At 69.3% G+C, this 26,391-nt stretch carries 24 protein-coding genes; 18 read left to right on the top strand and 6 right to left on the bottom strand.

Going from position 1 to position 26,391, the window contains the following annotated elements:
- Positions 1-226 precede the first annotated feature (226 nt).
- On the top strand, positions 227-2,287 hold the full coding sequence (locus U4E84_RS01365; RefSeq protein WP_322530299.1) for a heavy metal translocating P-type ATPase: 2,061 nt from the start codon (positions 227-229) through the stop codon (positions 2,285-2,287).
- Between the two features lie 24 nt (positions 2,288-2,311).
- Here the strand turns inward: U4E84_RS01365 and U4E84_RS01360 are convergent, their stop codons facing one another.
- The gene (locus U4E84_RS01360) at positions 2,312-3,838 is read right to left on the bottom strand and encodes a carboxypeptidase M32 (RefSeq protein ID WP_322530298.1); all 1,527 of its coding nucleotides are present in this window, start codon (positions 3,836-3,838) and stop codon (positions 2,312-2,314) included.
- A gap of 111 nt (positions 3,839-3,949) precedes the next feature.
- Between U4E84_RS01360 and U4E84_RS01355 the strand changes: the two genes are divergently transcribed.
- The 15 genes from U4E84_RS01355 to U4E84_RS01285 all read left to right on the top strand — a co-directional run bounded on the left by U4E84_RS01355 (position 3,950) and on the right by U4E84_RS01285 (position 21,291).
- A complete protein-coding gene (locus U4E84_RS01355) occupies positions 3,950-4,999 on the top strand; it encodes a GntG family PLP-dependent aldolase (protein WP_322530297.1) in 1,050 nt (349 codons plus the stop codon).
- A gap of 153 nt (positions 5,000-5,152) precedes the next feature.
- Positions 5,153-5,503 (top strand): DUF2209 family protein, encoded by a 351-nt coding sequence (locus U4E84_RS01350; RefSeq protein WP_322530375.1) that lies wholly within the window; start codon positions 5,153-5,155, stop codon positions 5,501-5,503.
- On the top strand, positions 5,500-6,855 hold the full coding sequence (gene hflX, locus U4E84_RS01345; protein ID WP_322530296.1) for a GTPase HflX: 1,356 nt from the start codon (positions 5,500-5,502) through the stop codon (positions 6,853-6,855). The genes U4E84_RS01350 and hflX overlap by 4 nt, the downstream gene beginning before the upstream one ends.
- A 109-nt stretch (positions 6,856-6,964) precedes the next feature.
- Positions 6,965-8,920 carry an acetate--CoA ligase gene (acs, locus tag U4E84_RS01340; RefSeq protein ID WP_322530295.1) on the top strand — a complete coding sequence of 652 codons (1,956 nt, stop codon included), beginning with the start codon at positions 6,965-6,967 and terminating at the stop codon, positions 8,918-8,920.
- Positions 8,921-8,992: 72 nt separating this feature from the next.
- Positions 8,993-9,229 (top strand): DUF2061 domain-containing protein, encoded by a 237-nt coding sequence (locus tag U4E84_RS01335; RefSeq protein WP_322530294.1) that lies wholly within the window; start codon positions 8,993-8,995, stop codon positions 9,227-9,229.
- A gap of 165 nt (positions 9,230-9,394) precedes the next feature.
- On the top strand, positions 9,395-11,116 hold the full coding sequence (locus tag U4E84_RS01330; RefSeq protein WP_322530293.1) for a bacterio-opsin activator domain-containing protein: 1,722 nt from the start codon (positions 9,395-9,397) through the stop codon (positions 11,114-11,116).
- Positions 11,117-11,250: 134 nt separating this feature from the next.
- Positions 11,251-13,245, top strand: a complete 1,995-nt coding sequence (gene acs, locus U4E84_RS01325) for an acetate--CoA ligase (RefSeq protein WP_322530292.1) — start codon at positions 11,251-11,253, stop codon at positions 13,243-13,245.
- A gap of 123 nt (positions 13,246-13,368) precedes the next feature.
- Positions 13,369-13,830: a DUF4212 domain-containing protein gene (locus U4E84_RS01320; RefSeq protein WP_322530291.1), complete on the top strand. Its 462-nt coding sequence runs from the start codon at positions 13,369-13,371 to the stop codon at positions 13,828-13,830.
- Positions 13,827-15,566 (top strand): VC_2705 family sodium/solute symporter, encoded by a 1,740-nt coding sequence (locus U4E84_RS01315; RefSeq protein WP_322530290.1) that lies wholly within the window; start codon positions 13,827-13,829, stop codon positions 15,564-15,566. The genes U4E84_RS01320 and U4E84_RS01315 overlap by 4 nt, the downstream gene beginning before the upstream one ends.
- Positions 15,567-15,569: 3 nt before the next feature.
- Positions 15,570-16,031 carry a universal stress protein gene (locus U4E84_RS01310; RefSeq protein WP_322530289.1) on the top strand — a complete coding sequence of 154 codons (462 nt, stop codon included), beginning with the start codon at positions 15,570-15,572 and terminating at the stop codon, positions 16,029-16,031.
- 97 nt (positions 16,032-16,128) lie between these two features.
- A complete protein-coding gene (locus U4E84_RS01305; protein WP_322530288.1) occupies positions 16,129-16,386 on the top strand; it encodes a hypothetical protein in 258 nt (85 codons plus the stop codon).
- Positions 16,387-16,522: 136 nt separating this feature from the next.
- Positions 16,523-16,717 carry a cold-shock protein gene (locus U4E84_RS01300; RefSeq protein WP_095635894.1) on the top strand — a complete coding sequence of 65 codons (195 nt, stop codon included), beginning with the start codon at positions 16,523-16,525 and terminating at the stop codon, positions 16,715-16,717.
- A 209-nt stretch (positions 16,718-16,926) separates the two neighbouring features.
- The gene (locus tag U4E84_RS01295) at positions 16,927-17,634 is read left to right on the top strand and encodes a type 1 glutamine amidotransferase (protein ID WP_322530287.1); all 708 of its coding nucleotides are present in this window, start codon (positions 16,927-16,929) and stop codon (positions 17,632-17,634) included.
- 105 nt (positions 17,635-17,739) lie between these two features.
- Positions 17,740-20,205, top strand: coding sequence for a DNA topoisomerase VI subunit B (locus U4E84_RS01290; protein ID WP_322530286.1), 2,466 nt, complete (start codon positions 17,740-17,742; stop codon positions 20,203-20,205).
- Positions 20,206-21,291, top strand: coding sequence for a DNA topoisomerase IV subunit A (locus U4E84_RS01285; RefSeq protein WP_322530285.1), 1,086 nt, complete (start codon positions 20,206-20,208; stop codon positions 21,289-21,291).
- Positions 21,292-21,298: 7 nt separating this feature from the next.
- Here the strand turns inward: U4E84_RS01285 and U4E84_RS01280 are convergent, their stop codons facing one another.
- Positions 21,299-21,535: a CDGSH iron-sulfur domain-containing protein gene (locus U4E84_RS01280; RefSeq protein ID WP_322530284.1), complete on the bottom strand. Its 237-nt coding sequence runs from the start codon at positions 21,533-21,535 to the stop codon at positions 21,299-21,301.
- Between the two features lie 99 nt (positions 21,536-21,634).
- On the opposite strand from U4E84_RS01280, the gene msrB reads away from it, so the two are divergent.
- Positions 21,635-22,054, top strand: a complete 420-nt coding sequence (gene msrB / locus U4E84_RS01275; RefSeq protein ID WP_322530283.1) for a peptide-methionine (R)-S-oxide reductase MsrB — start codon at positions 21,635-21,637, stop codon at positions 22,052-22,054.
- Between the two features lie 24 nt (positions 22,055-22,078).
- Here the strand turns inward: msrB and U4E84_RS01270 are convergent, their stop codons facing one another.
- The 3 genes from U4E84_RS01270 to U4E84_RS01260 form a co-directional block, all read right to left on the bottom strand.
- The gene (locus tag U4E84_RS01270; protein ID WP_322530282.1) at positions 22,079-23,233 is read right to left on the bottom strand and encodes an acyl-CoA dehydrogenase family protein; all 1,155 of its coding nucleotides are present in this window, start codon (positions 23,231-23,233) and stop codon (positions 22,079-22,081) included.
- A 120-nt stretch (positions 23,234-23,353) separates the two neighbouring features.
- A complete protein-coding gene (locus U4E84_RS01265; RefSeq protein WP_322530281.1) occupies positions 23,354-24,493 on the bottom strand; it encodes an aminotransferase class I/II-fold pyridoxal phosphate-dependent enzyme in 1,140 nt (379 codons plus the stop codon).
- Positions 24,490-24,978, bottom strand: a complete 489-nt coding sequence (locus U4E84_RS01260) for an Lrp/AsnC family transcriptional regulator (RefSeq protein ID WP_322530280.1) — start codon at positions 24,976-24,978, stop codon at positions 24,490-24,492. Before U4E84_RS01260 ends, U4E84_RS01265 begins: the two co-directional genes overlap by 4 nt.
- A 130-nt stretch (positions 24,979-25,108) precedes the next feature.
- Here U4E84_RS01260 and U4E84_RS01255 point away from each other — a divergent pair, with 130 nt between their 5' ends.
- Positions 25,109-25,975, top strand: a complete 867-nt coding sequence (locus U4E84_RS01255) for an aldo/keto reductase (protein WP_322530279.1) — start codon at positions 25,109-25,111, stop codon at positions 25,973-25,975.
- A gap of 38 nt (positions 25,976-26,013) precedes the next feature.
- Here the strand turns inward: U4E84_RS01255 and U4E84_RS01250 are convergent.
- Positions 26,014-26,391 (bottom strand): adenylosuccinate synthetase (locus tag U4E84_RS01250; RefSeq protein WP_322530278.1); only part of this gene is annotated, 378 nt, incomplete at its 5' end.

Here is a 26,391-nt window from a genome sequence, read left to right as displayed (position 1 = left end):
AGCGAGCGGCGTAGCCGCGAGCCGAGTGGTCGAACGCAGTGAGACCACTGAAAACGAGCCGGCCCTCGGCCGGCGAGTAGCGGGGCCGACCGACGGGAGGCCACTATAACGGGCCGGCCGGTGCATCCGAGAGGACCGTTCTCACGGGCGTCCGCGGCGATATGGCGGATTCTCGAAAGGGGGTTCCACGCGAACGCTTATTCACGGGCGAGAGCGACGTTGCGACATGGACGCTCTGTCCGAGCCCGACGTGGACGTCTCCGACTCGGTCGACTCGTCCGCGGGGGCGTCGATCGAGACCGAGGGCCCCCTCGATCGCCCGCTGGTCCGGGCGCGTGCGATATCGGTCGCGCTCACCCTGTCGGGAATGGTGGTGGGGCTGCTCGGCGGGTGGTTCGGCGCGCCGTCGTGGCTCGTCTGGGGCGGCTACGCGGTCGCGTACGTCTGCGGCGGGTGGTACGGACTCGTCGGGAGCGTCGCGGCGCTCCGCGAGCCCGCCGTGGAGATCGACCTCCTGATGGTCCTCGCGGCGCTCGGCGCGCTGGTCATCGGGGCGCCGTTCGAGGGGGCGCTGCTGCTGTTCCTCTTCTCGCTGTCCGGCGTGTTAGAGGAGTACGCGATCGGGCGGTCGCGGACCGCGATCAAGTCGCTCATCCGGATGCGACCGGACTCGGCCCGCGTCAAGCGCGACGGCGAGGTCGTCTCGACGCCGATCGACGACGTCAAGGTGGGCGACGTGTTCGTCGTCCGGCCGGGCGACCGACTCCCGCTCGACGGCGTCGTCGAGTCCGGGGAGAGCGCGGTCGATCAGTCGTCTCTCACCGGAGAGTCCGTCCCCGTCACGAAGGAGCCGGGAGACGAGGTGTTCAGCGGGACGATAAACGAGACGGGGAGTCTGGAGGTGCGCGTCACGCGCGAGGCGCACGAGTCCACGCTCGCGCGGCTCGTTCACATGGTCGAGGACGCACAGCGCAGCCGAGCGCCCACGCAGCAGCTCATCGATCGCTTCGAGCAGCCGTACGTGCTGGCGGTGCTCGCGATGACGGCGCCGATCCTCCTGTTGGACCGCGCCTTCGATCCGACGTTCTATCGCGCGATGACGCTCATGGTGGCCGCGTCCCCGTGTGCGGTGATCATCTCGACGCCGGCGGCGGTGCTGTCCGCGATTTCCGCCGGCGGCCGGCAGGGCGTCTTATTCAAAGGCGGCGAGCACGTCGAGACCGCGGGCGACGTCGACGCGGTCGCCTTCGACAAGACGGGGACGCTGACCGAGGGGAACACCCGGCTGACCGACGCGGTCGGGGTCGAGGGCGCCGTCGACGACGACGAGCTCCTCGCGGTCGCGGCCGCGGTCCAGTCGCGCTCCGAACACCACCTCGCCGAGGCGACCGTCGAGGCCGCGGCGGAGCGCTCGCTCGACCCGCCGACGGCGACGGGATTTCAGGCGGTCGTCGGGAAGGGCGTGCACGCGGTCGTCGACGGCCGAACGATACACGTCGGCAACCCGCGGTACTTCGAGACGACGCTCGCCGGGCGCTCGGTCCGCGGCCTCGAACGCGGGCTCGAGGCCGTCCGCGACCTCGAGGCCGAGGGGAAGACCGCCGTGCTCGTAACCAGCGAGCCGCACGTGGCCGCGGACGACGGTGCCGACGGCGACGGCGGCGCCGCCGAGGGCGACAGTGCGGACGACGCGGGCGAGGACGACGCCGTGCGTCCGGGACGCGTGCTCGGCTGGCTCGCGTTCACCGACACGGTTCGCGGGGACGCGGCGGAGACGATCGCGGAACTCCGCGAGCAGGGCGTCGAGCGGATCGTCATGCTCACGGGCGACAACGAGCGCGTCGCGCGGTACATCGCGGACGAGGTCGGCGTCGACGAGGTGTACGCCGAGCTGCTCCCCGAACAGAAGGTCGAGCACGTCGAACGGCTCAAGGAGCGCCACGAGGCCGTCGCGATGGTCGGCGACGGCGTGAACGACGCGCCGGCGCTGGCGACCGCGGACATCAGCGTCGGCATGGGCGGAGCGGGGACGGACGTGGCGCTCGAAACGGCCGACATCGTCCTCATGTCCGACAGACTGGAGAAGCTTCCGTACGCGTTCGTCTTGAGCCGCGAGACGAAGCGGACGCTGCACGTCAACTTCTCCATCGCGTTCGGTGCGATCGCGGTCATGATCGCCGCGATCCTCACCGCGGGAATCCCGCTCCCGCTCGCGGTGGTCGGCCACGAGGGGTCGACCGTGCTCGTGAGCCTGATCGGGCTGCGGCTTCTCGGATTCGACGGGTGACTCTGGAAGTCGGGAGAATCGCGGTCAGATCCCGTACAGCTCGCCGTACTTCTCCTCGACGTAGTCGGTGAACGCCTCGGCGGAGAAGTCGTCGCCGGTCGCCTGCCTCACCAGCTCGTTCGTCTCGTAGCGCGAGCCGTGCCGATGGACGTTCTCGCCCAGCCACGCTTGGAGGTCCTCGAAGTCGCCGTCGGCGACCTTCGCGTCGAGGCCGTCGATCTCCTCCTCGGCGGCCTCGTATAGCTGCGCGGCCATGACAGACCCGAGCGAGTAGGTCGGGAAGTAGCCGAAGTTGCCGTGACTCCAGTGGATGTCCTGGAGGCAGCCCTCGCTGTCGGTGTCGGGACGGATCCCGAGGTACTCCTCGTACTTGTCGTTCCAGGCCTCGGGCACGTCCTCGACCGCGAGGTCGCCGCGGATCAGGTCCCGCTCGATCTCGAACCGCACGATGATGTGGAGGTGGTAGGTGAGCTCGTCCGCCTCGACGCGGATGAGGTTGTCCTCGTACACCTGGTTGACCGCCTCGTAGGCGTCCTCGACGGTGGCGTCCTCGGTCTGGGGGAACCGCTCCTGGAACGTCGGGAGGAACAGCTCCCAGAACGCGCGGCTCCGGCCGACGTGGTTCTCCCAGAGCCGCGACTGCGACTCGTGGACGGAGAGGTCCCGCGACTCGCCGAGCGGGGTGGCCCACGCCTCTCGCGGGAGCCCGAGGTTGTACTGCGCGTGGCCGTACTCGTGGATCGTCGAGCCGACCGCGCCGAGCGGGTCGGACTCGTCGAACCGCGTCGTGATCCGGCAGTCGAACTGGTTCCCGGAGGTGAACGGGTGCGAGGAGACGTCGAGCCGGCCGCGGTCGAAGTCGTAGCCGACGAGCTCGAGCGCCTCCCGCGAGAGCGCCTCCTGTTCGTCCTCGGGGAAGGTGCCCTCGAAGGTGTCGACGGCGAGGTCGGCGTCGGACTCGCGGATCGCGTCGATCATGGGGACGAGCGTCTCGCGGAGCTCGTCGAGGATCGCCTCGGCGCGGTCGATCGAGAGGCACGGCTCGTAGTCCTCGAAGAGGACCTCGTAGGGGTCGCGGTCGGGGTCGATCTGCTCCGCGTACTCCCGCTTCAGCTCGACGTGCTTCTCCAGGTACGGGGCGAACGCCTCGAACTCGTCTTCGGCCCTCGCCTCCTCCCACGCCTGCAGCGCCTCGGAGCTGGTCTCGGAGATCTCCTCCACGAGCTCGACCGGGACGGCGTCGCCGCGCTCGTAGTCCCGGCGGACCTCGCGCACGACGGCGGCCTGTTCGTCGGTGAGGTCGGCGTCGTCCAGCGCGTCGAGCAGGTCGCCGGTCTCGTCGTCGGTGATCATGTCGTGGCGGATCGACGAGAGCGTCGAGAGCTCCTTCGAGCGGGCGGGCGTGCCGCCCTCGGGCATCATCACCTGCTGGTCCCACCCGAGCACGCCGGCCGCGCTCCCGACGGTGTTCCACCGTCGGACGCGGTCCAGGAGGTCCTCGTACGCCTCGGGGGCGTCGGTCGCGTCGTCGGCCGCGGCTTCCGTTGCCATACGCCACGGATCGGCAGCGCGGGTTAAGAAGGGACCGAACGCGGAACCCTCGGGGCGACCCGCCTCCGAGCGCGACCTATTTCCCGCCGGCCGTCGAACCGCCGACAACAGATGGACATCGACGAGGACACCATCGACCTGCGATCCGACACCGTCACCACGCCCTCGGACGAGATGCGCGAGGCCGCCCGCGACGCCGAGGTCGGCGACGACGTGTACCGCGACGACCCGACCGTCAACGAGCTGGAGCGCCGCGCCGCCGAGGCGGTCGGGACCGAGGCCGCGCTGTACGTCCCGTCCGGGACGATGGCGAATCAGATCGCCGTCCACGTCCACACGGAGCCCGGTCAGGAGCTCCTCTTGGAGCGCGAGTCGCACGTCTACCGCTGGGAGCTCGCGGGCGCGTCGAACCTCTCGGGCCTCCAGACCCGGACGATCGACGCCGGCGAGCGCTGCGTTCCGAGCCCGGACGCGGTCGCCGAGGGGCTCGTGAGCGAGGACCTCCACCGGCCGGGAACTGGTCTCCTGTCGCTGGAGAACACCCACAACTTCCGGGGCGGGACCGCGATCCCGGTCGACGGGATCGCCGCGGCCGCCGAGGCCGCTCGCGACGCCGACGTGCCGGTCCACCTCGACGGCGCGCGCGTGTTCAACGCCGCGGTCGCGCTCGGCGTCGACGCGAGCGAGCTCGTCGCGCCCGTCGACAGCGTCACGTTCTGCCTCTCGAAGGGGCTCGGCGCGCCCGTCGGCTCGATCCTCGCCGGCGACGAGGAGTTCGTCGAGGAGGCCCGCCGCGTCCGGAAGCTGTTCGGCGGCGGGATGCGCCAGGCCGGCATCATCGCCGCGCCCGGCCTGCTCGCCTTAGAGAACGTCGACCGGCTCGCCGAGGACCACGCCAACGCGGAGCGGCTCGCGGCCGGACTCGACGCGGTCGACGGCGTCGACGCGCCCGCGCCCGACACCAACATCGTCGTCGCGCACACCGAGGACGCCGGTATCCCGGCCGCGGACCTCGTGGAGGCCTGCAAGGCGGCCGGCGTCGGCTGCGTCGAGTTCGACGAGCACACGACGCGGTTCACCACGCACCTCGACGTCGACGCCGACGACGTGGCGGTCGCCGTCGACCGGATCGGCGACGCGGTCGCGGAGCTGTCGGGGTGAGGCGGCGCGTCCGGGCCGCGACGCGCACCACGGAAACGTTCAATTCGGCGGACGACAAACTCGACGTCATGGACGCGACGACGAACGGCGGACGGCCGGCGGCGCGACGAACCGGGGTGGCGGACCCCCGTCCCTGAGGTCGTCGGCGTCGACATCAGCGGCCGCCACGAGGAGGAGAGCGGGTACCTGATGGTCGCGGCCGCGGTCCACGCCCGGATCGACTCGACGCGGATCCGGTCGGTCGAGGGGATGGGGTTCGCCGCGGCGCGCGAGGGGCCGACCCTCGACGCGACGCTGGGACTCGTGGCGACCGCCGTGGGGAACCTCCCGGCGCCGCCGGACGGGCCGGTCGTCGCCGAGCACGGGGAGTTCTACGAGGTGCCGGCGGAGCGCGTCGAACTCAGCCTCCAGCCCGAGTTTAAATACGTCGAGAGCATAGGCGAACGCGAAACAGTGCAGGCAGCACACCACGCCGCGTACGCCGCTCGCAACCTCCTGCTATGACCGGGAGCGTCGAGGGGGCGAACGCCGAGGCCGACGCCGAGTCAGTCCCCAGAGAGCGGCGCGCGGTCGTCGCCAAGCGCGTCGACGCCGGGAACGCCGACCTCACCGAGATCACCCAGCTCGCGGCCGCGGCGGGCTACGAGGTGGTCGGCGAGCTCGCCCAGACCCGCACCGAGGACGCCGCGTTCATGTTCGGCGAGGGGAAGGTCGCGGAGCTGCGCGACCTGGTCCGCCGGACCGACGCCGGCGCCGTGATCGTCGACAACGACGTGGGGCCGTACCAGACGTTCAACATCGGCGGGGAGCTCCCGGAGGGCGTCGAGGTGATCGACCGGTTCACGCTCATCCTCGAGATCTTCGGTCAGCGCGCGAACACCCGGAAGGCGCAGCTCCAGGTCGAGCTGGCGGAGCTCCGGTACGAGCTCCCGCGCGCCGAGGCCAAGGCGAGCCTCGCGAAGCGCGACGAGCGGCCCGGCTTCATGGGGCTCGGGGAGTACGACGAGAGCGTCGAGCGCGACATCAAACGGCAGATATCCGAGATCCGCGGCGAGTTGGAGTCGATCGCGGCGAAAGAGGAGGCGCGCCGCGAGCAGCGCCGCGACTCCGGCTTCGATCTGGTCGCGCTCGCGGGGTACACCAACGCCGGCAAGTCGACGCTGATGCGGCGGCTCGCGGCCGAGATCGACGTCGACGAGAACGCCGACCGGCACCCCGACCTCGACACGACCGCGGAGTCGCAGGACATGCTCTTCACGACGCTCGGCACCACGACCCGCCGGGCCGAGATGGAGCGGCGCGACGTCCTCCTCACCGACACGGTGGGGTTCATCGCGGACCTGCCCCACTGGCTGGTGGAGTCGTTCGAGTCGACGCTGGACTCCGTCTACCGCGCCGACCTCGTGCTGCTCGTCGTCGACGCGAGTGAGCCGGTGGAGACGATGCGCGAGAAGCTCGTCACGAGCCACGACACCCTCTACGAGCGCAACGAGGCACCGATCGTCACCGTGTTCAACAAGGTGGACCGGCTGGCCCCCGGCGAACTGGCTGACAAGCGGGGCGCGCTCTCCGGCGTGGCGCCCGACCCGGTCGCCGTCTCGGCGAAAACGGGCGCGGGCGTCGCGGAGCTCCGCGACCGCGTCGAGGCGGAGCTCCCCGACTGGGAGCGCGAGCGGCTCGTCCTCCCCGTCTCCGACGACGCGATGAGCCTCGTCTCGTGGATCCACGACCACGGACACGTCGACGAGGAGTCGTACGCGAGCGATCAGGTGACCGTCGACTTCGAGGCGAAGCCGTCGATCGTGGCCCGCGCTCGGTCGAAGGCGGCCGCACTCGCGCCCCCGGAATCGACGTAGGCGACGCCGCCGCGAGTTGCGTGGACGACTCCGCCGCCGGGCCGTCGGCTCAACCCACCGACCGGGATAGCGGAAAAAGTATACATTCTTTCGCGTGCGAACGGATATCATGGACGACGCGGGAGTCGACGGCCGGCGGCGGAACCGGACAGTCGTCGACGACGCCCTCGAGCCGCCGACCGAGTTCCGTGAGCGGGCCGTCGCGAACGACGCGGGAGTGTACGACGCGTTCGCGGCGGAGGGACCGGACGCCTGGCGGCGGGCCGCGGACCTCCTCGACTGGGAGCGCCCGTACGAGACGGCCCTCGACGACGGCGACCCGCCCTTCTACGAGTGGTTCCCGGACGGGCGGCTCAACGCCGCCGTCAACTGCGTCGACCGGCACCTCGACGAGCGACGCAATCAGCTCGCGATCCGGTGGTTCGGCAAGCGCGGCGAGCGACGGTCGTACACCTACCTCGACCTCCACCGGGAGGTGAACGCGCTCGCGGCGGGCCTGCGGGACCTCGGCGTCGAAGAGGACGACGTCGTGACGCTGTACCTCCCCATGGTCCCGGAGCTGCCGATCGCGATGCTGGCGTGCGCCCGTCTCGGCGCGCCCCACAACGTCGTCTTCGCGGGGCTCTCGGCGGAGGCGCTCGCGACCCGCCTCGACGCGGCCGACTCGTCGTATCTGATCACCTGCGACGGCTACTACCGCCGGGAGGACGCGTTCAACCAGAAGTCGAAGGCCGACAACGCCCGGCTCCGGATCGACGGCGACCTCGCGGCGACGGTCGTCGTCGACCGGCTCGGGGACGCCCTCGACGTGTCGCTCGGCGCGGACGAACACGCGTACGAGTCGCTGGTCGACGCACACGACGGGGAGGCGGTCGAGCCGGTCGCGCGCGACGCCACCGACCTGCTGTTCGTGATGTACACCTCGGGAACGACCGGCCGACCGAAGGGCGTCGAGCACGCGACCGGGGGGTACCTCGCGCACGTCGCCTGGACGACCCGGAACGTCCTCGACGTCCGCCCCTCGGACACCTACTGGTGTGCGGCCGACATCGGCTGGATCACGGGTCACTCCTACGGCGTGTACGGCCCCCTCTCCGTCGGGACCACGACCGTCCTCTACGAGGGGTCGCCGGACTACCCCGACCGCGACCGTGTGTGGGACCTGATCGAGCGCAACGCCGTCAGCGTGTTCTACACCTCCCCCACCGCGATCCGGTCGTTCATGAAGTGGGGCGCGGAGTACCCCGAGCGTCACGACCTCTCGTCGATCCGCCTGTTGGGAACCGTCGGCGAGTCGATCGCCCCGAAGGCGTGGCGCTGGTACCGCGAGCACGTCGGCGGCGGCGAGGCGCCGGTCGTCGACACCTGGTGGCAGACGGAGACGGGCGCCATCGCGCTCGCGACGCTCCCCGGGATCACGCCGATGAAGCCGGGGAAGGTCGGGCCGCCGCTGCCGGGGATCGACGCGCGCGTCGTCGACGAGGACGGAGCGCCGGTGGCTCCCGGCGAGCCGGGGTACCTCACCATCGGCTCGCCGTGGCCCGGCATGCTTCGCGGACTCCGCGAGGGCGAGGAGCGCTACCGCCGGGAGTACTGGGTCGAGACCGAAGACGAGTGGCGGTACCGAACCGGCGACGGCGCGACCGTCGACGAGGACGGCTACGTAACCATCCTCGGTCGCGTCGACGACGTGATAAACGCCCGGGCGCGGCGGTTCAACACCGCGGAGCTGGAGTCGGCGATCGTCGACGCCGAGGGAGTGACCGAGGCCGCGGTCGTGGGCGGGGAGGACGGCGACATCGTCGCCTACGTGACGACCCGGAGCGACGTCGAGCCAGACGAGTCGCTCAGAGCGGCGATCGGCGAGGAGCTGGCCCGTTCCGTCGGCGACGTGGCGCGCGCCGACCGGATCGTGTTCACCCCGGACCTCCCGAAGACGCGCTCGGGAAAGATCATGCGCCGCCTGCTGGAGGACATCGCTCGCGGCGAGGAGTTCGGCGACGTGAGCGCTCTGCGAAACCCCGAGGTCGTCGGCGAGATAGAGTCGGCGGTGCGGGAGGGTTAACGAATACTGGTTTCTTTTTGACGCCTGAGAAACCGCGAGGGGGTTCATATCGTGCCCCCGTGATCGGTGCGCATGGGCGCTCTCGTCTCGCGGTCCGCCCTGCACGCTCGGAAGCGGGCGGTCGCCAAGACGCTGTGTTACCGCGCGGTCATGGTCACCATCACGGTCCTCGTCGCCTGGGTCGTCGTCGGCGACGTCGGGAACGCCGTGAACATCGGTCTCGTCACGAACGTCGTCAAGACCGGCACGTACTACGCGTACGAGCGACTGTGGGATCACGTCACTTGGGGCGTCGCCGAAGGGGTTTGAGGGGATCGTGTTTCGGATATAGAAATAGAACCGAAACGGAGATCATCTCGAAGAGGGCTGATATCCGGTCGCTGGGGGACGTTGCCGAAATCAAATTCGGCAGTCGCCGTGTTCAGTCGGTAGAGGAACACTTTTGCTACGTGTTTTCGTAGAGATACGAAACGAATGGTCGCCGGACTCGACGCCGAGACGTACGACGCGCTCGTGACGGGTGCGGAGACGTATCGCGCCGCGGTCGTCGTTCGGCTCGCCGGGGAGGCAGGCCTCCGAACGGGAGAGATCACCCGCGTCGCCCCGCGACACCTCAGGGAGTGTCGGTCGGCGTCGAAGGCGGCCCTCCTCGCGGTGCCGACCGACGGAAACGACGGAGCGATCGACCGAGAGACGGTCGTTCCGACGGCGTTGGCGGCCGAACTCCGGCGATACGCCGAGCGCGAGGGGCTCACCGACGCCGAGCCGTTCGTCGACGTCTCGACCCGACGCGTCCAGATGATCGTTCGCGAGACGGCCGAGCGGGCGGCGGAACGGACGGCGGGAGACGTCCCTGCAGACGTGACGCCGCGCGACCTCAGACACACCTTCGCGCGACGACTGCTCGTCGACCGCGGCGTCGACCCGCACGCCGTCCGCGAGGCCGGCGGCTGGGAGACGCTGGCCTCCCTGGACGACTACCTCGGTCCCCTCGACGGACGGGAGATCGCCCAGGCGTTCGCGGGCGGCGCGGGAGAGGGGGCGGACGGGGGGACCGAACCGCGGGAGCCGGCCGCGCTCGCCGGGTTCGAGGCGCTCGCGGACGGCGACGACCGGGGATCGCCGCTCGCGACCGTCCCGGAGCGGCTGGTCGAGTCCGACCGCTGGGCCGAGGCGTGGGTGGTCCGCGGGTCGGTCGGCGGGGGACGGACCGAGGTCGCGGGCGCCGCCGGGGTCGACCGAGAGGTCCTCGTCGATCGAGGGGTGACCGAGGAGGGACCGTGGCTCGACGCCTTCCAGGCGGGCGAGACCGCCACCACCGACGGGGGGGCGACCACGGACGGCCGACCCGGACTCGCGGCGCCCGTCAGCTACCGGGACGTGACCCACGGGGCGCTGTGCGTCGTCGCCGCGGACGCGACGCCCGTCTCGGCGGTCGAGCGGCGCGAGCTGAGCGCCCTCGGCCGCTGCGTCGGCTGGGCGGTGACGGCCGGCCGGTGGCGCGACCTGCTCCACTCCGACGCCGTCACCGAGGTGGAGTTCCACACCGCCGCCGACGGGGCGTTCCTCGCCCGGGCGAGTGCGACCCTCGGCTGTCGGCTCGAGCTGGTCTCGACGCTCGCGGTCACGGACGACGCCTCCCGACTGTACCTCTCCGTGGCGGGCGCCAGACCGCAGGGGGTCGCGGAGGTCGTCGACGCGACGTCCGGCGTCTCCGCCCTTCGGGTGATCGAGACCCACGAGGACGGCTGCTCCGTGTCGATTCGCGTCGAGCGAGGCTCTGCGGTCCGAACGCTCACCGAGCACGGCGCGACGGTCAGGGACGCGTCGGCCGAGAACGGGCGCGTCCGCGTCGTCGCCGACCTCCCCGAGGGCGCCGACGTCCGCCCGGTGGCCGACGGGCTCCGCGCCGCGTTCGACGACGCGCGCCTCGCGAGCAAGGAGTCGGTCGCCCGGTCGCCGCGTCCGGAGTCGTCGTTCCGCGAGGGCGTCGCGGACCGGTTCACCGACCGCCAGTGGGCCGCGCTGTCGGCCGCGTACCACGGCGGCTACTTCGACTGGCCACGCGGGAGCACCGCCGAGGAGGTCGCCGACGCGATGGACGTCTCCTCGCCGACGTTCCACAACCACCTTCGGAAAGCGCAGCGAGCGCTGCTCGACGGACTCTTCGAGGAGGAGCACCGGGAGCGACCCTGAACCGCGCCCTCGGTGGCGACCTCGACGCCGGCCCCGACGCCCGTCCGAGGGATTTCGACGGCGCGAATCTATCACGATTTTTCGTATTTAGCGTCAGCGTTTATATGCCGATATTGGGTGCATACGACCGTACCATGACAGAGGGCGACGGCCAACTGGAGGCGAGACTGGAAGACCAGGAGGTGTTCGAACCGCCGGAGTCGTTCGTATCGGGGGCGAACGTCTCCGATCCGGAAATATACGACGAGTTCGAGGAGAACTGGCCGGAGTGCTGGGAGGCCGCGGCCGACCTCCTCGACTGGGAGTCCGAGTACGACCAGGTGCTGGACGACAGCAATCCCCCCTTCTACGAGTGGTTCACCGGCGGCGAGCTGAACGCGTCGGCCAACTGCCTCGACCGACACCTCGACGAGCGCGCCGACGAGGCCGCCATCGAGTGGGTCGGCGAGCCGGTCGACGAGGACGACCGCACGTACACGTACGCGGAGCTCCACCGGGAGGTGAACGAGTTCGCGGCCGCGCTGCGGGACCTCGGCGTCGAGGAGGACGACGTCGTGACGATGTACATGTCGATGATCCCGGAACTGCCGATCGCGATGCTGGCGTGCGCCCGCATCGGCGCGCCGCACAGCGTCGTCTTCGCCGGGTTCTCCGCGGACGCGCTCGCGACGCGGATGAACTCCGCGGAGTCGGAGTACCTCGTCACCTGCGACGGCTACTACCGCCGCGGCGACCCCCTCGACCACCTCGACAAGGCGAACGAGGGGCTCGCGGACGTCGACCACGACACGACGACCGTCGTCGTCGATCGGCTCGGCCCGAACGGCGACGACTTCGGCCACGAGCTCGGCGACGACCAGGTCGACTACGGCGACCTGGTCGCGGACCACGAGGGCGCCGAGGTCGAGCCGGTCACCCGCGACGCCGAGGACATGCTGTTCCTGATGTACACCTCGGGGACGACGGGGCAGCCGAAGGGCGTGAAACACACGACCGGCGGCTACCTCTCGTGGGTGTCGTGGACCTCCCAGGCCGTCCTCGACATCAAGCCGGATGACACGTACTTCTGTTCGGCCGACATCGGCTGGATCACGGGTCACTCGTACATCGTCTACGGGCCGCTCGCGCTCGGAACGACGACGATGATGTACGAGGGGACGCCGGACCACCCGGAGCGCGACCGCCTCTGGGAGATCGTCGAGGACTACGAGGCGACCCAGCTGTACACGGCGCCCACGGCGATCCGCGCGTTCATGAAGTGGGGATCGAAGTTCCCGGACCAACACGACCTCTCCTCGCTGCGGCTGCTCGGCACGGTCGGCGAGCCGATCAACCCCCGCGCGTGGAAGTGGTACTACCAGCACATCGGCGACGAAGAGTGTCCCATCGTCGACACGTGGTGGCAGACCGAGACCGGCGGGATGATGATCACGACGCTGCCCGGGATCAAGGACATGAAGCCCGGTGCCGCGGGGCCGCCGCTGCCGGGGCTCGACGTCCAGATCCTCGACACCCTCGGCGACGAGGTCGAACCGGGGAAGGCTGGCTACCTCACGGTCCAGAAGCCGTGGCCCGGCATGCTCCGGACGCTGTACAACAACGACGAGCGGTACATCGAGGAGTACTGGGCGGAGTACTCCGACACGGACAGCGACGACCCCGACGACTGGGTGTACTTCCCGGAGGACGGCGCGAAGATCGACGATGACGGCTACATCACCGTCCTCGGTCGGGTGGACGACGTGCTCAACGTCTCGGGCCACCGCCTGGGGACGATGGAGATCGAGTCCGCCATCGTCGGCGTCGAGGGGGTCGCGGAGGCCGCCGTCGTCGGCGGCAACCACGACATCAAGGGCGAGGCCGTGTACGCGTACGTGACGACCGAAGACGGGTACGAGGGCAACGACGAGCTCCGCGACGCGATCGTCGCGGGCGTCGAGGACGCCATCGGCCCGATCGCCCGGCCGGAGCAGGTTGTGTTCACGCCCGACCTGCCGAAGACGCGGTCGGGGAAGATCATGCGCCGCCTGCTGGAGAACATCGCCGACGGCGAGGAGCTCGGCAACACGAGCACGCTCCGGAACCCGGAGATCGTCGAGGAGATCCAGCGGAAGGCCGAGGGCGGCTAACGGCCACCGGCCCCGTTTTCGACGAGAGACCCAGGACACACCGACACGACGACAGCGCGAACGAATATCACGATCGAATCGGATACTCAACGCACACCGACACGCTACGACACAACACGACACATGACAGATAATAGCTTACACGGTACCGACGACGCGGCCACCGATGGGGGTCGCGCAGCGGACGACGCGGCCACCGATGGGGGTCGCGCAGCGGACGACGCGGCCACCGACGGCGGCGTCGCCACGGGCGCGGCACAGCAGCACCGACAGACCGACTACCTCGACGCGGAAGTGAACATCCTGAACCCGAGCACCCCGTACATGCGCGAGCACCTCCGGATCGTCTGGACGGGATTCGCGATCTGGGTACTCGTCGTCTTCGGTCCGGTGACGGCGACGTATCTGGCTCCCGGTCCCATGACGACAACGATGCCGATCATCGGGTTCCCGCTCCACTACTTCCTCGTCGCCATCGGTGCACCAGGCGGCGCGCTGATCCTGGCCGCGTGGTACGCGCGCCGACGGGACGAGCTCGACGACAAGTACGGGATCGACCACGACGTGGTGGGGGGTGACGCATGACGCTCGCGGCGACGCTGCTCCAGAGCGAACTGCTCCCGGAGGGGCTCAACGTCTCGTTCAAGGCGCTGCCCGCGATCCTCGTGATCGGCATGCTGCTCGTGTTCATCGCCATCGGGTTCATCTTCCGCGTGGCCGACACGGAGAACATGTGGGTCGCCGGGCGGTCCATCGGGAACTTGGAAAACGGGATGGCGATCGGCGCGAACTGGATGTCAGCGGCGTCGTACCTCGGAATGGCGGCATCGATCGCCCTCTCGGGCTTCTACGGGCTGGTGTTCGTCGTCGGCTGGACGACGGGCTACTTCATCCTGCTCATCTTCCTCGCGGCGCAGCTGCGCCGGTTCGGGAAGTACACGGCGCCCGACTTCGTCGGCGACCGATTCAACTCGGACACCGCCCGCGCGATCGGCGCGGTCACGACGTTCCTCATCGGCTTCGTCTACGCCATCGGACAGGCGCGAGGGATGGGGCTCGTCGGGCTGTACATCTTCGGCGATCTCGGGATCCTCGGGCTCAGCGGCTACCAGTCGATGGTTGTCGTGATGATGGCCATCACGGTCGGCTACCTGACGCTCTCGGGGATGCTGGGCGCGACGAAGAACATGGCCGTCCAGTACGTCATCCTCATCGTCGCGTTCGTCGCCGGGCTGTTCGCGGTCGGGTTCACGAACGACTACTCCACCGTGCTCCCGCAGATCGAGTACGGGATGCTGATAAACGACCTGAGCGGCGAGTTCTCCGAGCCGTTCGTCAACTCCACGTACTACCTGTGGATCGCGACGACGTTCTCGCTCATCGTGGGTACGTGTGGGCTCCCACACGTGCTCGTGCGGTTCTACACGGTCGAGAACGAGCGGACCGCTCGCTGGTCGACCGTGTGGGGACTGTTCTTCATCTGTATCCTCTACCTGAGCGCGCCGGCGTTCGCGGCGTTCGGGACGGACCTGTACTCGGAGAACATCGGTGACGTGTACGGTGACCCCGGCATGACCGCCGACGCGGCCGACGTGATCGTCGTGTTGGCCGCCCAGCTGTCGAACTTGCCCCAGTGGTTCGTCGGGCTGGTCGCGGCGGGCGGTATCGCGGCCGCCATCGCGACGGTCGCCGGGCTGTTCATCGCCGGCTCGTCGGCGATCTCCCACGACATCTACACGAACATCATCAACCCCGACGCGACGCAGCGGCAGCAGATCCTGGTCGGTCGGCTGAGCATCGTCCTGCTCGGCGTCCTCACGACGCTCGCCGCGCTCAACCCGGCGGCGCCAATCGCCGCGCTGGTGTCGTACGCGTTCTCGCTGGCCGGCGCGGTGCTGTTCCCGATGTTCTTCCTCGGCATGTGGTGGGAGAACACGAACCGCCAGGGTGCACTCGCCGGCATGACGACCGGCCTCACCATCTGGACGATCCCGATGATCAACGAGGTCGTCCCCAACTACGTCGGCGGCCTCGAGGCGCCGCTCAACGCGACGCTCGCGACGTGGGTGCCCGCGATCGGCTCTGCGCTCGTCGCCGTGCCGGTCGTGTTCGCAGTCACCATCGTCGTCTCGCTCGTCACCGACGAGCCGCCGATGGAGACCAAGCGGATCGTCCGGCAGTGCCACAGCCCGGAGCCGATGCGCCAGCAGCAGACGGCCGAGGACGTCGTCGCCGACGGTGGCGAGGACGTGGCGACCGACGGGGGCCGCGCAACGGACGACGCGGGAATCGAAACCGACGACGCGGCCACGGAGGAGTGATCCATGTACGAACGCATCCTGATCCCCACGGACGGAAGCGACGTCGCCGAGTTCGCGGTCGACCACGCGCTCGACCTCGCAGAGAAGTACGACGCCGAGGTCCACGCGCTGTACGTGGTCGACATCGACTCGGTCCACCTCAGTCTGGGGACCGAACAGGTCGACCGACTCAAGCAGGGCCGGTTCGGCGAGATGGAGGAGCTGAAAGACCAGGCCGACGAGGCGACCGGCTTCGTCGCCGATCGCGGCGCTGAGCGCGGCGTCGAGGTCGTCGAACACGTCTCCGGCGGCCGGCCGCACAAGCTGATCGCCGACTACGCCGAGGACCACGAGATCGACCTCATCGTGATGGGGAGCCACGGCCGCGCCGGCGTCCGGCGCGCGCTCCTCGGGAGCGTCACCGAACGCACGCTGCGCTCGACGCACGTTCCGGTGCTCGTCGTCGACTACCTGGACGAGGACTGAGCCGCGACCGCGCCGGACCGTCCGGCGCTCCCTTCTCGCGCCGCCGTACCGACTCGCTTCCGGAAGACCGACGTGCTCTCGACTGACACGCACACTCATGACCGACACGAACCAGCGCGACGACACGGAGGAGGAGACCCTCGCCGACCGCGTGCGGGCACACGTCACCGAGAACCGGACCGGAATGCTCCAGGACCTGCTGTTCGCGGTCGCGTGGGTGGGCCTCGTGTCGCTCCTGTACGACGTCGCGTTCGCGAGCGCCCCGCAGTGGGTGCTGTACATGTTCATGCTCGCCGGAATCCCGGCGTACTTCGGCTTCTTCATCTCGCTTGAGATCGCGAAGGAAAACCGATAACCGAGGCGTCCCCTCGGCCGGTGTCTCGGTCCCGAAACGACCGTGAATGTCACGCATGATATCCAAAACCGCGGATAACGGGGTATCTGGGACGCACACAACACTTATGTCCCAGTCGAGACACTGTTAGGATGCGATGGCGACAGGCAAGGTCGACTTCTTCAACGACACTGGCGGCTACGGATTCATCGAGACTGACGACGCTGACGAGGACGTGTTCTTCCACATGGAAGACGTCGGCGGCCCGGACCTCGAGGAAGGCCAGGAGGTAGAGTTCGAGATCGAGGAGGCGGACAAGGGTCCGCGCGCGAAGAACCTCACTCGACTGTAACTCGCTCGGCCGCACCCGCGACCGGCGACGACGGACAGCTCTCGAAACGCGTTCCGCGTATATTACCGCTCAGAGCGACGGCGCCGGCACTTCGTCGGCGACATGCCCGATCGTCACTGGAGCGGGTACAGGACGCGTCCGACCGAGAGCGTCACACCCGTCGCGACCGGGGCACAACTAAGACGCTTCGGACCCGAACCACGGTATCCATGAGCGCTACCGACGCAGACGCGCCGACCATCTATGTGGTCCGCAGCGAGCCCGATCCCGACAGCGAGTACCACTGTGACGCGCTCGCGTCGTGGTTCCCGGAGGCGATCGAGATCGACTTCGTCGCGGGCGACCGCGTCTCCCTCGACGACGCCGACGGCGTCGTCCTCACCGGAAGCACCGCGGGAGTGTACGAGGCCGACGAGCACCCGTGGATCGCCGAGCAGGAGTCGCTCGTCCGGGAGCTCGTCGACCGAGGCGTCCCCACGCTCGGCGTCTGCTTCGGTCACCAGGTGGTGAACTCCGCGCTCGGCGGCGCCGTCGAGGCGGTGGGAACGACCGCCGGTCTCGTCGAGGCGGAGCTCGACGACGATCCGATCTTCGACGGGGTCGAGCAGGTCGTCGTCTCGCTGCACGGCGACGTCGTGACCGAGTTGGGCGAGGGGTTGGAGCTGATCGCGTCCGCCGATCACGCCCGGATATTCGGCACCCGCCACCGGACCGCGCCGCTGTGGACCGTGCAGTTCCACCCGGAGATCGCCGCCGAACACCGCGAGGAGCTCACAGCGCGGTTCGACTGGGACGAGGGGGCGTTCTCCTTCGGAGACGTCACCCCGGGCCGGGTCTTCGAGAACTTCCTGCGGCTCGTGGGCGGCACGAACCAGCGGACCAGCGCCGTCGGAGCGGTCGAGAGCGGAGCCGAGTGAGCGACGTCCGATCGACGGGGGGTTCGGCGCCTCGCGAACCGACTTTCACTTTCACCACCCTGGCGGTGCGTTTTTAGGTGCCTCGGTGGAAGGGGAGGACACCGAATGACGTCCTTCCAGTCGACGATCGGCGACGAGGAGGGGATCGCGGAGGAGCTGGCCGAGGGCCAGCGCGAGATCTCCATCGCCGAGTTCTTCGAGAAGAACAAGCACATGCTCGGGTTCGACTCGGGCGCCCGCGGGCTCGTCACCGCCGTCAAGGAGGCGGTCGACAACGCCCTCGACGCGACCGAGGAGGCCGGCGTCCTCCCCGATATCTACATCGAGATCGAAGAGGTGGGCGACTACTACCGGCTCGTCATCGAGGACAACGGGCCGGGCATCACGAAAGAACAGCTCCCGAAGGTCTTCGGGAAACTCCTGTACGGCAGCCGGTTCCACGCCCGCGAGCAGTCGCGCGGCCAGCAGGGGATCGGGATCTCGGCGGCCGTGCTGTACTCGCAGCTCACCTCCGGACAGCCCGCGAAGATCACCTCCCGCCCGAAGGGACAGTCGCGGGCGCAGTACTTCGAGCTCATCATCGACACCGACACGAACGAGCCGGAGATCAAAGCCGACGAGGAGACGACGTGGGACCGCCCCCACGGCACGCGGATCGAACTGGAGATGGAGGCGAACATGCGCGCCCGCAACCAGCTCCACGACTACGTGAAACACACCGCGGTCGTCAACCCCCACGCCCGGATCGAGCTGCGCGAGCCGGGGCTCGACGAGCCGTGGAAGTTCGAGCGCGCGACCGACGAGCTGCCGGCGGAGACGGAGGAGATCCGCCCACACCCCCACGGCGTCGAGCTGGGCGCGCTGATCAAGATGCTGGAGGCGACCGAGTCGTACTCCGTCTCCGGGTTCCTCCAGGAGGAGTTCACCCGGGTCGGCAAGAAGACCGCCGACGGCGTCATCGACAACTTCCGGGACGTCCACTACGGCCGCGAGCTCTCGTGGACGCCGCCGCGGGCGCACGACGACCGCGACGTCGCGGCCGCGGTCGGCGAGGCGGTCGCCAACAAGGGGAAGGCGGCGACGGCCGACTTCGCCGAGGGCGTCGCCGAGACGGTCGCGGGCAACGACCGCCTCTGCCGGTCCGAGCTCGCGACGATCGTCGGGAACGTCGCCGACCGTGTCGAGGACGACACGGGCAAGACGTTCGGCGGGACCGTCCGCGAGAACGCGACCGTCGCGGCGTGGCGGGCGATCACCGGGGTCGACGCCGACGGTGAAGTCGTCGCCGCCGGCCCCGCGGACGGCGAGGCCGACGACGGGCCCGCGGAGTCCCCGCTCGTCGCCGACGCGTACGCCCTCGTCGACGAGGCGACCTCGACCCGGAAGGACGACGCCGCGGTGCAGGCGATGGCCGACGCCCTGACGCGCCGGTTCCTGAACCTCGACGGCGACGCGTTCCGGATCACTCGCGGCGACTTGGAGCGGCTCGTCGCGGACGCGGCGAACTTCGTCGCCGAGCAGCACGACGCGACGTTCGGCGAGACCGCCCGCGAGAACGTCGTCGAGGCGTTCTGGTCGCGGGCCCGGACGGTTCCGGACGACCCGCCGAAGGTCCGCGAGGTCGCCGCCGACCGGGACGCGTCCGCCGACCTGCTGGCCGCGATGCGGACCACCGACATCCTGGCGCCGCCGACCGACTGTCTCGCGCCCATCACGGCCGAGCTCGTCGAGGCCGGACTGCGCAAGGAGTACGACGCCGACTTCTACGCGGCGGCGACCCGCGACGCCGAGGTCCACGGCGGCGACCCGTTCATCGTCGAGGCAGGCATCGCCTACGGCGGCGAGATTCCGGCGGAGGGATCCGTCGAGCTCCTGCGGTTCGCGAACCGCGTCCCGCTCGTCTACCAGCGCGGCGCCTGCGCGACGACGGACGTGATCAAGTCGATCGGGTGGCGCAACTACGGGCTCGACCAGCCCGGCGGGTCGGGGATGCCGAACGGTCCGGCCGTGATATCGATCCACGTCGCCTCCACGAACGTCCCGTTCACGAGCGAGTCGAAGGACGCGCTCGCGAACGTCCCCTCGATCGAAGACGAGATCGAACTCGCGGTGCGGGAGGCCGCCCGCGAGCTGAAGTCGTACCTCAACAAGCGGCGCTCGATGCAGCAGCGCCGCGAGAAGCAGGACGTGCTCGGCGCGATCCTCCCCGAGATGGCCGACAAGGTCTCGGAGGTCACAGGTCGCCCGCGTCCCGACATCAGCGGCGCGCTCGCCCGGATCATGAACAACGTCAGCGTCGAGCGCGAGACTAACGGGGAGACGGTGACGCTCGTCGTCGAGAACCACTCCGACGTGAGCGAGCGGCTGGAGATCACCGACATCGTCTCGGCCGAGCCGACCGACCTCTCGGACGGCACGGTCGTGGACGTGGACGGCGAGTGGTTCGTGCAGTGGAAACCCGAGGTGCCCTCGGGCGACGAGCGGGAACTGACCTACAGCGTGGCCGACGGCGCCGACTTCGAGATCAGCGTCGGCGGCGTCGAGACCGAGAAACTCACGGTGAACGCGTAAATGACGACAGACACTGACGCACGAGACGAGCTCATCGACCTGGCCGCCGACTTCTACGACCAGTTCGCGGTCGGACGGATCCCCGAGCTAGAGCTCCCGACGCGGACGAAGAGCAACATCCAGTACGACACCGAGAGCGGCGTGTGGACGTACGGCGACCGCACGTCGACGCGCAGCGCCAACTCGGTGCGGGGCGCCCGCAAGCTGCTGAAGGCGGCGTACACGATCGAGTTCCTCGCGAACCAGCTCGACGAGGACCGGTCGTCGACGCTGCGGGAGCTGTACTACCTCTCGGAGTCGTGGGACAACGACGAGGCGCAGTTCTCCACGCAGGACGAGTCCAACGACCTCGTGGAGGACCTGGAGATCGTCACGGGGGTCACCCGGGAGGACTTCCACATGCGGCCGGAGGAGTCGGGCGCGACCCTGATGGGGCCGCTCCTGATCCGCGAGCAGACCCGTCGCGGCGAACGCGAGATCCACTGTCAGAAGGACGTTGGCGCCGGCGGCTACCAGATCCCGAACAACCCGGACATGATCGAGTTCCTCGACGACGACATCGACTTCGCGCTGGCGGTCGAGACGGGCGGGATGCGCGACCGGCTCGTCGAGAACGGATTCGACGAGGAGTACGACTGCCTCGTCATCCACCTCAAGGGCCAGCCCGCGCGGGCGACCCGCCGGATCACGAAGCGCGTCCACGACGAGCTCGACGTCCCGGTCGCCGTCTTCGCCGACGGCGACCCGTGGTCCTACCGGATCTACGGCTCCGTGGCGTACGGCTCGATCAAGTCCGCGCACCTCTCGAAGTACCTGGCCACGCCGGAGGCGCAGTTCGTCGGGATTCAGCCCGAGGACATCGTCGAGTACGACCTCCCGGCCGACCCGCTCTCCGACTCGGACGTGAACGCCCTCGAGTCGGAGCTGGACGACCCCCGCTTCCAGACGGACTACTGGGAGGAGCAGATCGAGCTCCAGCTCGACATCGGCAAGAAGTCCGAACAGCAGTCGCTCGCGAGCCGCGGGCTCGACTTCGTCACCGACACCTACCTCCCCGAGCGGCTCGACGCGATGGGCGTGATCTGAGTCCGCGCTACTCGTCCGCGCGGACAGTCTCGCCGACCACGCGACGCTCGCCGTCGGCGTCGTCGTTCGCGTACTTGTACACGACGCCGTCGTCCTCGTCGGCGGTCGCGTTGTGCGAGCCGTCACAGAGCGGCTTCGAGTCGGAGAGACCGCACTGACAGACGTAGATCAGGTCGTCGTCGCCCATGTCCGACTCGTCCAGTATCGCCGGCCCCCGCTCCTCGTGAGTGACTTCGCGTGCCATGTCCCTCGATCGGTGCCCGCACGAATACGATTTGGGGCATCCGAGCCGACGGACCGCGACCGCCGCAACCCCCTTGAGCGTGGGTCCCCTACTCGGCGTATGAGCGAAACCAGCGAGCGAGACGCGGTCGATCCGCGGGACCTGACCGACGAGGAGTGGCGCGAGCGGCTCTCCGAGGAGGAGTACCGCGTGCTCCGCGAGAGCGGCACGGAGGCGAAGTTCTCCGGCGAGTACGTCGACCACCACCCCGACGACGGGGAGTACCGCTGTCGGGCCTGCGGGACCGTCCTCTTCGACGCCGAGACGAAGTACGAGTCCGGCTGCGGCTGGCCCGCCTTCTACGCCGCCGAGGAGGAGTCGGTGACGACGACGGTCGACACGAGCCACGGGATGCGGCGCACCGAGGTCCGGTGTGCGAACTGCGACTCGCACCTCGGACACGTGTTCGACGACGGCCCCGAGCCCACCGGCAAGCGGTTCTGCATCAACTCGGTCGCGATGGAGTACGACGGGGAGTAGCCCCGTCGACGACGAGACGCAGACTCAGATCCCGTCGTCGAGCAGCTCGCGGGCGACGATGTTCTTCTGGATCTCGGTGGTGCCCTCGTAGATCTGGGTGATCTTCGCGTCGCGGTAGAGCCGCTCGACGTCGTGGTCGTTGACGAAGCCGGCGCCGCCGTGGACCTGGACCGCCTCGTCGGCGACGTCGACGGCGACACGCGAGGCGAACTCCTTGGCCATCGACGCGAGCGCCGTGAGGTCCCCCGACTCGTTGTCGACGGCCCACGCGGAGCGGTAGGTGAGCCAGCGGGCGGCCTCGGTGTTCGTGTGCATCTCCGCGAGCTTGTGTTTGATCGCCTGGAAGTCGCTGATCGGACGGTCGAACTGCTCGCGCTCCTCCGCGTACGCCAGCGCGCGTTCGGCCGCGCCGCGGGCGATCCCGACGCCCTGCGCGGCGACCGCGGTGCGGGTCTCGTCGAAGAACTGCATGAGCTGGAGGAACCCCATCCCGCGCTGGCCGATCAGGTTCTCCTCCGGCACCCTGACGTCGTCGAACCGGAGCTCGGCGGTGTCGCTCGCGCGGATGCCGAGCTTCCCGGTGATCTTGTCGCGGGTGAGGCCGGCGCGGTCCCCCTCGACGAGGATCTGCGAGTAGCCGGAGTAGCGGTCCTCGATCTCGGGGTCCGTCTCGCAGACGACGACGAAGTAGTCGGCGACGGTGCCGTTCGTGATCCACATCTTCGAGCCGTTGATCACCCACTCGTCGCCGTCCTTCCGTGCGCGGGTGGCGACCGATGTGACGTCCGACCCCGCCTGCGGCTCCGAGATGGCCGAGCCCATCACCGCGTCGCCGGCGGTCACCTCGGGGAGGATCCGCTCCTTCTGTTCGTCCGTGCCGAACTCCATCAGGGCCTCGGCGCCGAAGCCGGCGCTGGAGACGCAGAGACCGATCCCGGGGTCCGCGGCGAACAGCTCCTCGGTGAGGATCGCGTTCTCCAGCGAGGAGTAGCCGACGCCCCCGTACTCGACCGGGACGTGCGGCGCGAGCAGCCCCATCTCCGCGGCCTTCTCCATCACCTCGTGGGGGTACTCCTCGGCGACGTCGTACTCCGTCGCGACCGGTCGAATCTCCTCCCGGGCGAACTTCCGTACCTCCTCGCGTAACTGGCGCTGCTCGTCCGTCAGCTGGAAATCCATGTCCCCAAATCAGAGTAACGCGTGATAATCGTTGGCGAACGGCGAACAATTCGCGATGAGTTGTTCGTTTACACCGCGGGACGGTGACGACGCTCGCCCGCTTCGGGCCCGGCGAACGCCTCAGCGGTTCTCGACGAACGTCGCGATCCGGTCGGTCGCCTCCTTCAGCTCTCGCATCGAGGTCGCGTACGAGACCCTGAGGTGGCCCTCGCCGCCGGCGCCGAAGACGGAGCCCGGCACGACCGCGACCCCCTGCGCCTCCAGCAGCTCCTCGGCGAACGCCTCGTCGTCGCCGCCGCAGTCGGGGAACGCGTAGAACGCGCCGCCGGGCTCGAACGTGTCGAGGCCCATCTCGTTGAACCTGGAGACGACGAGCCGCCGCCGGCGGTTGTACTCGTCGACCATCTCCCGGACCTCGTCGTCACAACGGTCGAGCGCTTCGATCGCGGCGTATTGCGGCGTCGTCGGCGCCGACAGCATCGTGTACTGGTGGATCCGGTTCATCGCGTCGATCGCGTCGCTCGGCCCCAGCGCGTACCCCAGCCGGAGGCCGGTCATGGCGTACGCCTTCGAGAAGCCGTTGACGACGACGGTGCGCTCGCGCATCTCCGGCCGCGTGGCGACCGAGGCGTGGTCGGCACCGTAGGTGAGCGCAGAATAGATCTCGTCGGCGATCACTCGGAGGTCGTTCTCGCGGCAGAAGGCGGCGACCTCGGCGAACCCCTCGTCGGTCATCGTCGCCCCAGTGGGGTTGTTCGGGTAACAGAGGACGAGGAGGTCCGCGTCGGCCGCGCCCGACGCCTCCAGCGCGTCCCGGGTGAGCGCGAAGTCGTCTTCGGCCCGCGTGGGGACCGTCAGCTGCTCGCCCCCCGCGAGTTCGATCCCCGGGCCGTACGAGATGTACGTCGGCTCGTGGACGGCGACCGTGTCGCCGGGGTCGACGAGCGCGCGGAGCGCCAGGTCGACGGCCTCGCTCGCGCCGGTCGTGACGAGCACCTCGTCGGCCGGGTCGTACGACTGGTCGTACCGCTCGTGGTGGGCGGCGATCCGCTCGCGGAGCGGGGCCATCCCGCGGTTCGACGTGTAGGAGGTCTTCCCGCGTTCGAGCGAGTCGATCGCTGCGGTGCGGGCGGCCCACGGCGCGGAGAAGTCGGGCTCGCCCACCCCTAGCGAGATCACGTCGTCGCGCGCCTCCGCGAGCTCGAAGAACTTCCGGATCCCCGACTCGGGGAGCTCGCGCGCGCGGTCCGACAGCCTCATGGCGAGACTGAGAGGCGGTCGTCGTCGTCGCCGTCCTCGAACCGGATCCCGCCGTCCTTGTACGTCTCCATGATGTAGTGGGTCACCGTCTGGGTGACCTCCGGCATGGGCGCGACCTGTTCCGAGATGAACCGAGAGACGTCCTGCATCGTCTCGCCGAGCACCTCGACGGCGAAGTCGTAGTCGCCGGAGACGAGGTGGAGAGCGTCGACCGCGGGGAACTTCGCTATCCGATCTGCGACCTGCTCGTACCCCGTCTCGCGGTCGAGCTCGACGTTGATCTCGACGAGCGCCCGGATCTTCCCCTCGTCGACGCGGTCCCAGTCGACGACGGCCTGGTAGCCGTGGACGACGTGGTTCGCTTCGAGCGCCGCGATGGCCTCCGCTACCGCGTCGGCGTCGAGGCCCGTCTGGGCCGCGATGTCGTCGATGTCCTCGCGGGCGTTCCGCGCCAACACGTCGAGTACCTCGCGCTCGGCGTCCATACCTCACGATCACGCGGGGGCGGTTTATGAGTAGCGACGCGCGCAAGACGGGCGGGCGGTCGCGGCGACCGGCGGGAACTCCCCTTCCATCATCCCCACGACTTTGGGCGTGGCCCGCGAATCGCCGACAATGGCTTCAGACACCACCGACCGGAGCGACACGTTCGACGTCGGCGGCGACCTGACGGTGAACCGGCTCGGCTTCGGCGCGATGCGGATCACGGGCGAGGACATCGTCGGCCTACCCGACGACGAGGACGACGCGAAGGCGGTCCTCCGGCGCGCCGTCGACCTCGGCGTCGACTTCGTCGACACGGCCGACTCCTACGGGCCGGGCGTCTCGGAGCGCCTGATCGGCGAGGCGCTCGGCGACCCCGACGACGTCGTCGTCGCCTCGAAGGCCGGGCTGCTCCGCAACCGCGAGGGCGACTGGCTCCCCCACGGCGATCCGGACTTCCTGAAGAACCAGGTGCTGTGTAGCCTCGACCGTCTCGGGACGGACACCATCGACCTCTACCAGTTCCACCGGCCCGATCCCGACACCGACTTCGAGGCGTCGGTCCACGCGTTCGCGGAGATGAAAGACGCCGGGCAGATCGCCCACGTCGGCCTCTCGAACGTCACCGTCGAGCAGCTGGAGACCGCCATGGAGATCGTCGACGTCGCGACGGTCCAGAACCGGTACAACGTCGGGCACCGCGACGACGAGGACGTGCTCGCCGCCTGCGAGCGCAACGACGTGGGATTCATTCCGTGGGGGCCGATGTACACGGTCGACGAGGAGGGCGTCGCGGAGGTGCTCGGCGAGGTGGCCGACCGTCACGACGCCACGCCCCGACAGGTCGCGCTCGCGTGGCTCCTCCACCACTCCGACGTGACGCTGCCGATCCCGGGCACGTCGAGCGTCGACCACCTCGAATCGAACGTCGCGGCCGCGGAGCTGTCCCTCACCGACGAGGACGTGTCGGCGTTGAACGCGATAGACTCGCGGGAGTAAACGGGAAATTCGGTCCGACCCGCGGACGGGCGACAGTCCTACTCCTCGAACGGGTTGGTCAGCTCGACCGTCTCCTCGCGGTCGGGACCGACGCCGACCGCGTAGACGGGCGTGTCGGTCTCGTCGGCGACGAACTCCAGGTACTCCCGTGCGGCGGCGGGTAGCGCGCCGTAGCCCTCCTCGGCGACCGCGGAGGAGTCGAACTCCTCCCAGGTGCCCAGCTCCCTGAACACCGGCTCGCAGCGCTCCCACCGGTCGGTCGTGGACGGGACGGTGTCGATCTCCTCGCCGTCGATTTCGTAGCCCGTACACACCTTCAGCTCGGTTAGTCCGGCGAGCACGTCGACGTGGTTGACCGCGACGCCCGTGAAGCCGGAGACGCGCGCGGCGTGCCGGAGCATCGGGAGGTCGAGCCA

It is taken from the genome of Halorubrum sp. AD140, assembly GCF_034497445.1.
Classification (GTDB): Archaea; Halobacteriota; Halobacteria; order Halobacteriales; family Haloferacaceae; genus Halorubrum.
This window is presented reverse-complemented; position numbering and strand designations above follow the sequence as displayed.

What these genes read in the sequence shown, in the direction of transcription:
- acs (WP_322530295.1), top strand. Translation starts at nt 6,965, where the DNA reads ATGGACGACGCGGGAGTCGACGGCCGGCGGCGGAACCGGACAGTCGTC.
- U4E84_RS01280 (WP_322530284.1), bottom strand. Translation starts at nt 21,535, where the DNA reads ATGGCACGCGAAGTCACTCACGAGGAGCGGGGGCCGGCGATACTGGAC.
- U4E84_RS01255 (WP_322530279.1), top strand. Translation starts at nt 25,109, where the DNA reads ATGGCTTCAGACACCACCGACCGGAGCGACACGTTCGACGTCGGCGGC.
- U4E84_RS01315 (WP_322530290.1), top strand. Translation starts at nt 13,827, where the DNA reads ATGACGCTCGCGGCGACGCTGCTCCAGAGCGAACTGCTCCCGGAGGGG.
- acs (WP_322530292.1), top strand. Translation starts at nt 11,251, where the DNA reads ATGACAGAGGGCGACGGCCAACTGGAGGCGAGACTGGAAGACCAGGAG.
- hflX (WP_322530296.1), top strand. Translation starts at nt 5,500, where the DNA reads ATGACCGGGAGCGTCGAGGGGGCGAACGCCGAGGCCGACGCCGAGTCA.
- U4E84_RS01285 (WP_322530285.1), top strand. Translation starts at nt 20,206, where the DNA reads ATGACGACAGACACTGACGCACGAGACGAGCTCATCGACCTGGCCGCC.
- U4E84_RS01320 (WP_322530291.1), top strand. Translation starts at nt 13,369, where the DNA reads ATGACAGATAATAGCTTACACGGTACCGACGACGCGGCCACCGATGGG.
- msrB (WP_322530283.1), top strand. Translation starts at nt 21,635, where the DNA reads ATGAGCGAAACCAGCGAGCGAGACGCGGTCGATCCGCGGGACCTGACC.
- U4E84_RS01270 (WP_322530282.1), bottom strand. Translation starts at nt 23,233, where the DNA reads ATGGATTTCCAGCTGACGGACGAGCAGCGCCAGTTACGCGAGGAGGTA.
- U4E84_RS01360 (WP_322530298.1), bottom strand. Translation starts at nt 3,838, where the DNA reads ATGGCAACGGAAGCCGCGGCCGACGACGCGACCGACGCCCCCGAGGCG.
- U4E84_RS01305 (WP_322530288.1), top strand. Translation starts at nt 16,129, where the DNA reads ATGACCGACACGAACCAGCGCGACGACACGGAGGAGGAGACCCTCGCC.
- U4E84_RS01330 (WP_322530293.1), top strand. Translation starts at nt 9,395, where the DNA reads ATGGTCGCCGGACTCGACGCCGAGACGTACGACGCGCTCGTGACGGGT.
- U4E84_RS01260 (WP_322530280.1), bottom strand. Translation starts at nt 24,978, where the DNA reads ATGGACGCCGAGCGCGAGGTACTCGACGTGTTGGCGCGGAACGCCCGC.
- U4E84_RS01355 (WP_322530297.1), top strand. Translation starts at nt 3,950, where the DNA reads ATGGACATCGACGAGGACACCATCGACCTGCGATCCGACACCGTCACC.
- U4E84_RS01290 (WP_322530286.1), top strand. Translation starts at nt 17,740, where the DNA reads ATGACGTCCTTCCAGTCGACGATCGGCGACGAGGAGGGGATCGCGGAG.
- U4E84_RS01300 (WP_095635894.1), top strand. Translation starts at nt 16,523, where the DNA reads ATGGCGACAGGCAAGGTCGACTTCTTCAACGACACTGGCGGCTACGGA.
- U4E84_RS01295 (WP_322530287.1), top strand. Translation starts at nt 16,927, where the DNA reads ATGAGCGCTACCGACGCAGACGCGCCGACCATCTATGTGGTCCGCAGC.
- U4E84_RS01265 (WP_322530281.1), bottom strand. Translation starts at nt 24,493, where the DNA reads ATGAGGCTGTCGGACCGCGCGCGCGAGCTCCCCGAGTCGGGGATCCGG.
- U4E84_RS01310 (WP_322530289.1), top strand. Translation starts at nt 15,570, where the DNA reads ATGTACGAACGCATCCTGATCCCCACGGACGGAAGCGACGTCGCCGAG.
- U4E84_RS01335 (WP_322530294.1), top strand. Translation starts at nt 8,993, where the DNA reads ATGGGCGCTCTCGTCTCGCGGTCCGCCCTGCACGCTCGGAAGCGGGCG.
- U4E84_RS01365 (WP_322530299.1), top strand. Translation starts at nt 227, where the DNA reads ATGGACGCTCTGTCCGAGCCCGACGTGGACGTCTCCGACTCGGTCGAC.